The 7,790-nt window shown below is 60.1% G+C and carries 9 protein-coding genes; 1 reads left to right on the forward strand and 8 read right to left on the reverse strand.

What is annotated here, in order from left to right; genetic code table 11:
* The 5 genes from P8Y64_13905 to P8Y64_13925 all read right to left on the reverse strand — a co-directional run.
* A partial coding sequence (locus tag P8Y64_13905; protein ID MEJ2061550.1) for a putative sulfate/molybdate transporter occupies window positions 1-312 on the reverse strand: 312 nt, incomplete at its 3' end.
* A gap of 168 nt (window positions 313-480) precedes the next feature.
* A complete protein-coding gene (locus tag P8Y64_13910) occupies window positions 481-1,005 on the reverse strand; it encodes a dihydrofolate reductase family protein (protein MEJ2061551.1) in 525 nt (174 codons plus the stop codon).
* Between the two features lie 109 nt (window positions 1,006-1,114).
* Complete coding sequence (locus tag P8Y64_13915) at window positions 1,115-2,185, reverse strand: methyltransferase (GenBank protein ID MEJ2061552.1); 1,071 nt, start codon at window positions 2,183-2,185, stop codon at window positions 1,115-1,117.
* A 54-nt stretch (window positions 2,186-2,239) separates the two neighbouring features.
* On the reverse strand, window positions 2,240-2,896 hold the full coding sequence (locus tag P8Y64_13920; GenBank protein MEJ2061553.1) for a TetR/AcrR family transcriptional regulator: 657 nt from the start codon (window positions 2,894-2,896) through the stop codon (window positions 2,240-2,242).
* Window positions 2,897-3,017: 121 nt separating this feature from the next.
* Window positions 3,018-4,025 (reverse strand): GGDEF domain-containing protein, encoded by a 1,008-nt coding sequence (locus tag P8Y64_13925; GenBank protein ID MEJ2061554.1) that lies wholly within the window; start codon window positions 4,023-4,025, stop codon window positions 3,018-3,020.
* A 295-nt stretch (window positions 4,026-4,320) separates the two neighbouring features.
* Here P8Y64_13925 and P8Y64_13930 point away from each other — a divergent pair, with 295 nt between their 5' ends.
* Window positions 4,321-5,295 (forward strand): quinone oxidoreductase, encoded by a 975-nt coding sequence (locus P8Y64_13930; GenBank protein ID MEJ2061555.1) that lies wholly within the window; start codon window positions 4,321-4,323, stop codon window positions 5,293-5,295.
* A gap of 38 nt (window positions 5,296-5,333) precedes the next feature.
* On the opposite strand, the gene P8Y64_13935 is transcribed toward P8Y64_13930, so the two are convergent.
* The 3 genes from P8Y64_13935 to P8Y64_13945 all read right to left on the reverse strand — a co-directional run.
* Entirely contained in the window at window positions 5,334-6,089 is a 756-nt protein-coding gene (locus tag P8Y64_13935; protein MEJ2061556.1) for a glucose 1-dehydrogenase, read from the reverse strand.
* Window positions 6,090-6,215: 126 nt separating this feature from the next.
* The gene (metK, locus tag P8Y64_13940) at window positions 6,216-7,397 is read right to left on the reverse strand and encodes a methionine adenosyltransferase (GenBank protein ID MEJ2061557.1); all 1,182 of its coding nucleotides are present in this window, start codon (window positions 7,395-7,397) and stop codon (window positions 6,216-6,218) included.
* 146 nt (window positions 7,398-7,543) lie between these two features.
* Window positions 7,544-7,790 (reverse strand): SAM-dependent methyltransferase (locus tag P8Y64_13945; GenBank protein MEJ2061558.1); only part of this gene is annotated, 247 nt, incomplete at its 5' end.

The raw sequence follows: 7,790 nt of genomic DNA on the forward strand, positions 1-7,790 counted from the left end.
GGCGGCGTAAATGGCGGCGGGGGTGATGGCGGATATATGCGCGGCCTGGGTGGCCACGATGGCGCCGATCGCCTTCATGGGCTGGACCGGGAACGGCGTGCGGTAGTAGGCGCCGGCCGCGAGCAGGGCAACGCCGAAACCAAACAACACCCCTAAAGGATCGAGCCGGGCTACACCGAGATAGGCAACGACGAACGGGATCAGGGTGCCCAGGTCGCCGAACGCTCCGGCCCATTCCATGCGATTGAAGCGGTTCGTGGCAACGGCAGGAAGCGCGTTGTCGTGCGAATCGTATTGGCTACCCTGACTCATCCTCAGTACCGTGTCGTGGCCGCGGACAGCTGAAGCGGAGCAAGCCGCTACGGGATGCGTGCCTGAGGCAGGTGCCCCCTCCTGCTGATCCTGATATGGCTTCAGCCAAGGAGTATAGATGCTGGTTCGAAGGGCGGACGGCAGATGCGTCGCTCGCCTGCGGTTCGTTCAGTTCGCGATCTTATAGCGGGATTGCACCAGCCCGTCCGGAAACGCCCGGGTATCGACGTGGTGCAGTCGGACGTCGTGCGGCAATGCACCGAACAGGGGGATACCCCTGCCCAACAGGATCGGGACACGTGTGACGGTGAACTGTTGGACGAGCCCGGCCGCGAGAAAGCCTTGAATGGTCTGGCCGCCATCGACATAGACGTGTCCGGCGCCGCGTTCGGCGAGTCGTTCGATCACCTCCTGCGGGGAAGCCGACATCGATTCCACGGTGCCTGAAAGGTGCGGAGCGATGTCCAGCTGGCCGGTACTCAGGACGATGACAGGCGTTTCGTCGTACGGCCACACGCCGAAACGCAATACCTGTTCATAGGTGTGGCGCCCCATGATCAGTGCATCGACGGAATCGAGGAAGGCCTGGAAACCGTAATCCTCGTCGCTGTCGTCGGGCAGCCAATCGAGTTCCCCATTGGTGCGGGCGATAAAGCCGTCCAGACTGGTGGCGACGAAGACCGATACCTTCATTTGCGCGCTGCTCCCTGCGTGTCATAGGTAGCATCAAGACGTCAGAGGAAAGTAGCAGCAAGATGGACGGATTGCGAGCGATTCCGGTTTGGCGACGCCGGGGCAGACGCTAACGTTTCGCGACCTGCAATACCAGAATTTTCGCCACCGACTGCAGGTCTATGACCTCCTGCAATGCCAGGCCGCTGCTGCTGAACAGGTGCTGCCACTCGTTCAGTGTGCGTTCGCGTCCCCGGGTTCCCATGAACATCTGCATATCGAACGAGGTGCCGGTGTAATCGGGCTGCGATGCATCGAGCACCATCTCCATGACGGCGATCGATGCCCCCGAGCCGCCGCAGGCGGTGGCAAGGTTTTTCAGGGCCCTGCGGCAGGTTTCGTCGTCGAAGCCGTGAAAAACGGCACTGAGCAGGTAAATATCCCTGGCGTCTTGCGCAGCCGGAACGGAATCCAATACATCTCCGGGTTGGAAATGCAGACGTGAGAGCAGGGCGGGCGATTCCTTTCCATTCCAGAAATCTTTCCCTTCCTCGATGACCCGGGCGCGGTCCACCACCAGCGCCTCCAGATTCGGATGATGTTTGAGAATGGACAGTGATTTGCTGCCTTTCGAACCGCCGACGTCGATAATCCGTCCGAACCGCCCCCAATCGAAGTCGGTGGCAAACGCATCACCGAGGAGCACTTCGACGCTGTCCATGGCTCGGGAGAACAGGCGGTCGAATTCGGGGTGCGTGTCCATGTAGTCGTAGAGCGCTTCGCCATGGGTCAACCTGAAAGGGGCTTCGCCCGTTCTTACACCCTGTTCGAGCTGTTCATACCAGGGGCGGCTCATCTCCGGAGAGTTGTGCATCAGAATCATGGCCCGCACGCATTGTGGGCTGTCCTCACGCAGGAAGGCCGAGGTTTTGTTGTTTCTGAATTGTCTTCCGGTTTGCTCGAATATCCCCATGGAGGCCAGCATGCGCAGCAGGCGGTAGATGGCGTCGGGGTCGGCAGCAACGCGCTCGGCGATTACGTCGGCGGAGACGGCGTCATTGCCGATCACTGAGGCGATATCCAGGCGGGCCGCAACGTACAGCACGCGGGATTGCCAGAATACGGCACCGATCTGCAACAGCCGAAACGGCGGTGGTGTCATTTTGTTCGGCAGGTTTTGAAACCAGGTGGCGAATTTCATCAGTTTGCCGAAACGTCGTACTGCGCGTTTGTTTTTCTGCAGGCTTCTCATTGGCTAGTGTTTTTCGTTCTTGTCCGAATCCGGTTCATCATTCGAATCGTCAGACGGAAGCAGGCCGGCGGCGAACAGGTGGCCGTTGAATTCGGCGAGTCGGTTCAGGAAGGCGTCGTCTATCTCGCGTTCCAGTTGTTCCTCGTAGATGTCTTTCAGCAGCATGGGCGTCATCGCCAGGCTGACGAAAGACATCCTAAGAATGTCCGCATCAATCGCCGGGGCGACCTCGCCTCGTTCCTTGAGTGCATCCACGGTTTTGTTTCCCTGGGTGCGTCCGCGTTCCAGAAGCTGCTGAATAAAACGTCTGCCGGGCCCCTGATTCAAAGCCAGCACCTTCAGTATCAGTTTGGGAAAATCGGGGTGCCTGGCCATGGTGCTGTAATAAAGCCTGAAGAACTCGGTAAATCCAGCTGTCGACGACAACATCTGGCCTTCCAGCACATCCAGCAGCGGTGACAGCGTCTCCTTGATCATTTCCTCATATAACCCTTCCTTATTACCAAAGTAATAACGGATCATGGAGATATTGGCATCTGCCTTGGTGGCAATCTGGCGTGTGGTGACGTTGTGGTATTCATCCGCCAGAAAACAATCCAGCGCGGCCTTGAGCAGCCGCTGTCTGACGGTCCGGGTGGGCGGGGGCGTATTGTTCTTCATGGTACGACCTGTACAACGCATAACCGATGTACAGGTTAGCATCGGCAATCAATGCGCCATACCGGTTTTATCAATCAAAACAGGCGATTTGATTGTTTGATAAAGACGACTGATTGCGGGTTCAGCTGTTTGCGCCGGAGGTGGCGGCGAGTGATGGCGGGGCGCCGTGGTGTTCAGGGGAGACGATGATGCGGTCGCGGCCGGCCTTCTTGGCCCGATACATGACGCGGTCTGCCGCTTCGAGCAGGGTGTCCAGACTGACCTGGACCGGTCCGGTGGCATGACAGATGCCGGCGCTGAAAGTCACGCTGACCTGTTGTTCGCCGGCCATGATCCCCTGGTTCACACAGGCCTCACGCAGACGCTGCAAGGCTTGCTGGGCCTGCTGGGGGTCATTGTTATGCAGGAGGATCACGAACTCTTCGCCGCCATAGCGGGCGAAAAGATCGCCTTCTCGCAATGTGGTGCGGGCGGTGCGTACGAATTCCTTGAGGATCAGGTCGCCGACGGCGTGACCGTGGCTGTCATTGAGTTTTTTGAAGTGGTCGATGTCCAACACGCATACCGACAGGTTTATCGGTTCACGATGCAGTTCCGCCAGTAGTGGTGTGCTGGCCTCATAGAAGGCGCGGCGATTCATGACGCCGGTCAGCGGGTCTCTGGTCGCCTGGTTCCACAGCTGCTGATTGATACGCTCATTGGTCAACACGATCATCGAGACAGTCAATGTCACGCTGGCGACAATGGCATCGTAGAGCGACAGCGGGTCGACAAAAGCGTAGCGGGTGATATGGGCCGCGTGGTCGAGGCTGACCAGGGCCCGCAGCAGCCAGCTCCCACTGGTGAAAAACAACATGGTGATCATCAGCAGAATGATGGGATTGCTTAGCAGGCGCCGCTGGAGGAATTCGTACAGCGTAAGGGTGGAAAAAAGCGAAATCACGCCGGCGGCCCAGATCACGCGCCAGTCCGGCAGCACCGGCAGGAACAGTTCCAGCGCCAACAGCAGGGTAAACAACACCATGAACGGCGCCACCGGTTTGTAGCCCAGGGTGGGTTTGCGATAGAAATGCCGTACACCGCGATCGCCCAGTCCCGGATGCCTATCTCTTCCCGGTTTTGCCGCCATGTCTGCATCAGGGCGACGGCCTGGATCAAAAAGACGCTGACCAATACCGTGAAGAGGGTTTTAAAATCCATGTCGTTGTGCCGTCGTGCCAGCTATCCGTGCAAGAGACCATCAGATCTTGCGTGCAAACGCTGCAGGTAACGTTTCGGAGAACAGGGCGGGGTGTCGGTTGTGGTTGGCGGCATATCTGGAGCGAGGGTTACCAGAAGCTGCCGGCCGGAGCATAAAACCATGCATCGCATTCGAGTAGCGTAAGGTTAAGGTCTGAAACCAGGAACAACGGCAGAGGTACATCATGACCAAAGCGATTACCTTTGATCGGTTCGGTGGACCGGAAGTCCTGCACTGGGGCGAGGTGGAGCCGGGCGAGCCCGGCGAAGGCATGCTGCGCGTTCGCCATACCGCGGTAGGGCTCAATTTTATCGAGGTTTACCAACGTATCGGCTTGTATCCGGTCGACCTGCCGAGCGGGCTGGGACAGGAGGCCGCCGGTATCGTAGAGGCTGTCGGGCCCGGTGTTACCGAATTCAAACCCGGAGACCGGATCGCGTATGGCAGCGGCCCTCCCGGTGCGTATGCGGAGGCCCGCCTGATTCCGGCCGACAAGGTCGTTCCGCTGCCGGAGGGGATCGACGACCGTTCCGCCGCCTGCCTGATGCTCAAGGGGATGACGGCGCAGTATCTTCTGCATCGGACCTATGCGGTACAGCCCGGCGATACTGTCCTGGTGCATGCAGCCGCTGGCGGGGTGGGCACGTTGCTCAGCCAGTGGGCGCGTCACCGGGGTGCGGTCGTGATAGGCACTGCCGGCAGCGAGGAAAAGGCCGCAATCGCTCACGCGCATGGCTGTCACCACGTCATCCAATACCGGCGTGAGAGTTTCGTGGACAAGGTGCGTGAGATTACCGAAGGGCGAGGCGTTAACGTGGTCTACGATGGCGTCGGCAAGGCGACCTTCGAAGGCTCGCTGGATTGCCTGCGGCGCCTGGGCATGATGGTGAGTTTCGGCAACGCCTCCGGTACCGTCGATGCGGTCAATCCCCTGGATCTGGCACGCCGCGGCTCCCTGTTTTTCACGCGTCCGAGCCTGGGGCACTACACCACGACGCGCGAGGAGCTGCTGGCAACCACCAAATCGCTTTTTGATGCGGTGCTTGCCGGCGCGATCAAGGTCGAAATCGGCCAGACCTATCCGCTCAGCGAAGCGGCACAGGCACACCGGGATCTGGAGGCGCGTAACACCACCGGCGCTACGGTGCTGCTGCCATAGTGAACAGCGCCGGATGTCGATATCCCGGCCCTGGGCACTTATTGAGCGGTCCAGCCGCCATCCACGGCCACGATCGTTCCTGTCATGTAGGATGCCTCGTCAGAAGCCAGGAAAACGATCACGTTCGCGATTTCGTCGGGTTGCCCGAAACGTTTCAGAAGCGTGTTATCCACGACGTTTTGCCGTTCGAGTTCGGGGTTTGTCGAACTCTCGATGATGTCTTCCAGTAACGCCGTCGCAACCGGGCCCGGGGCGACGCAATTGACGCGTATCCCATCGGTGGCATGGTCGATCGCCAGGGATTTCGTGAGTTGCACAACGCCGCCTTTCGAGGCGCTGTAGGCGGCTATCTCGGCGCCGCCGACCAGCCCGAGTTCGGATGCAATGTTGACGATGACCCCTTTATGCTGGTGCTGCATGACCGGGATGACTGCCTTGCAGCACAGGAACACGCCTTTGAGGTTGATGCCCATCAGGCGATCCCATTCATCCACGGTGGTGTCAGGAATCCTTTTTGCCAGCTCCACGCCGGCATTGTTGATCAGTATGTCAAGGCGGCCGTAGGTTGCCAGCGTTTTATCGACCAGTGCAGCCACTTGTGATTCGCTGCTGACGTCGGTTTGTATAAAACAGGCTTCAGCGCCTTGTCGTGTCAGCCGGTCTGTTTCTAGTTGAGCGTCTTGAACGTCCGCCAGGACGACTCTGGCGCCTTCGGCGGCCATCCGCTCGGCTGTTGCATACCCAATCCCGGATTTTGCGCCCGTAACGATCGCGACCTGATTGTCGAATCTCATGGTGAGGAACCCTGCGGCCTGCCTTGGGAAAAGATTTTATACCCCATAGCTGCCAGGAGGGTTGCCGGGGGGGCGGGCAAGCTGGCCGGGATGCCGCCGGCCAGCTTGCCGTCCAACCACGCTGTTTCAGCCTGCCTTGCGTGCAAGCCCGGCGTCGTTGCGCAGCAACTCGGCCTTGTCGGTTTTCTCCCAGGTGAACCCGGGCTCGTCGCGACCGAAGTGGCCGTTGGATGCGGTCTGGCGATAAACCGGACGCAGCAGGTCGAGCATCTGGATGATGCCCTTGGGGCGCAGGTCGAAGTGCTCGCGGATCAAGGCTTCGATGCGTGTCTCGTCGACCTTGGCGGTGCCGAAGGTTTCGACGTGTACCGAAACCGGTTCGGCGATGCCGATGGCGTATGCCACCTGCACCTCGCATTTGTCCGCGAGCCCCGCAGCGACGATATTCTTCGCGACATAACGCGCGGCGTAGGCGGCGGAACGATCGACCTTGGACGGGTCCTTGCCGGAGAAGGCGCCGCCGCCGTGGCGCCCCACACCGCCGTAGGTGTCGACGATGATCTTACGGCCGGTAAGCCCGCAGTCGCCTACAGGGCCGCCGATCACGAAGCGTCCGGTCGGATTGACGAAGTACTTGGTCTCGGCGGAAAGCATGGTCTCGGGGAGCACCGGTTTGATGACGTGTTCCATCACCGCTTCCTTGAGTTCGTCGTAGCCGATCTCCTCGTCGTGCTGGGTGGACAGCACCACGGCATCGATGGCCTTGGGCGCACCGTCTTCGTAACGCACCGAAACCTGGGATTTGCAGTCCGGACGCAGCCAGGATAATTCGCCGGATTTGCGCACCTCGCTTTGGCGTTTGGTGAGCAGATGTGCGTAGTGGATGGGCATGGGCATGAAACCGGCCGTCTCGTTGGTGGCGTAGCCATACATCAGGCCCTGGTCACCGGCGCCCTGGTTGAGGTCCAGGCCGCTGCCTTCGTTCACGCCCTGCGCGATATCGGGTGACTGCTTATCCAGCGCGATCAGTACGGCGCAGGCATTGCCGTCGAAGCCCATGCGCCCGTCGTCGTAACCGATGTCGCAGATGGTGTCGCGCACCACCTGCGTGTAGTCGACCGTCGCCTTGCTGGTGATCTCGCCGGAGATGACGGCCATGCCGGTATTGACCAGGGTTTCGCAGGCCACGCGCGAAGTCGGATCCTCGCTCAGCAGGGCATCGAGAATGGCATCCGAGACGTTGTCGGCCACCTTGTCCGGGTGACCTTCGCCCACGGATTCGGATGTGATGATGTAATCGCGTGCCATGGAAATTTCCTCCTGGTTATCAAGATGGGGTCGCACGGCCGCGTTCTGCGGCCCGTGCGGTGGCAGATTGATGATCTGATTTTGTCGGGCGCTGACGCGGGCCGCCTGGCCAGACGGCCCGCGTCATGATTCGAGGTTGCAGGGGATTAGTTCGCGGGCTTGCTGAAGTGCAGGATGCCCCAGTTCAGATAACCCTTGCTGCCGGCGTCGACCCAGTGCCCGAGACCGGTCAGCATGCGATCGATGTAGTCGTCCGAGACCCTGCCGGTCAGGTCTTCACGGCCGCGCTCGAGTTCTTCACGCACCCGGCCGTAGTGGGTGACCAGCTGGGCGGTCATCTCGATGAATCCCGCATCGCGCAGTCCATGGCGTGCCGCGGCTTCGCGATAAAAG

The sequence above is a fragment of the Gammaproteobacteria bacterium genome (assembly GCA_037388465.1).
Taxonomy (GTDB): Bacteria; Pseudomonadota; Gammaproteobacteria; order SpSt-1174; family SpSt-1174; genus JARRKE01.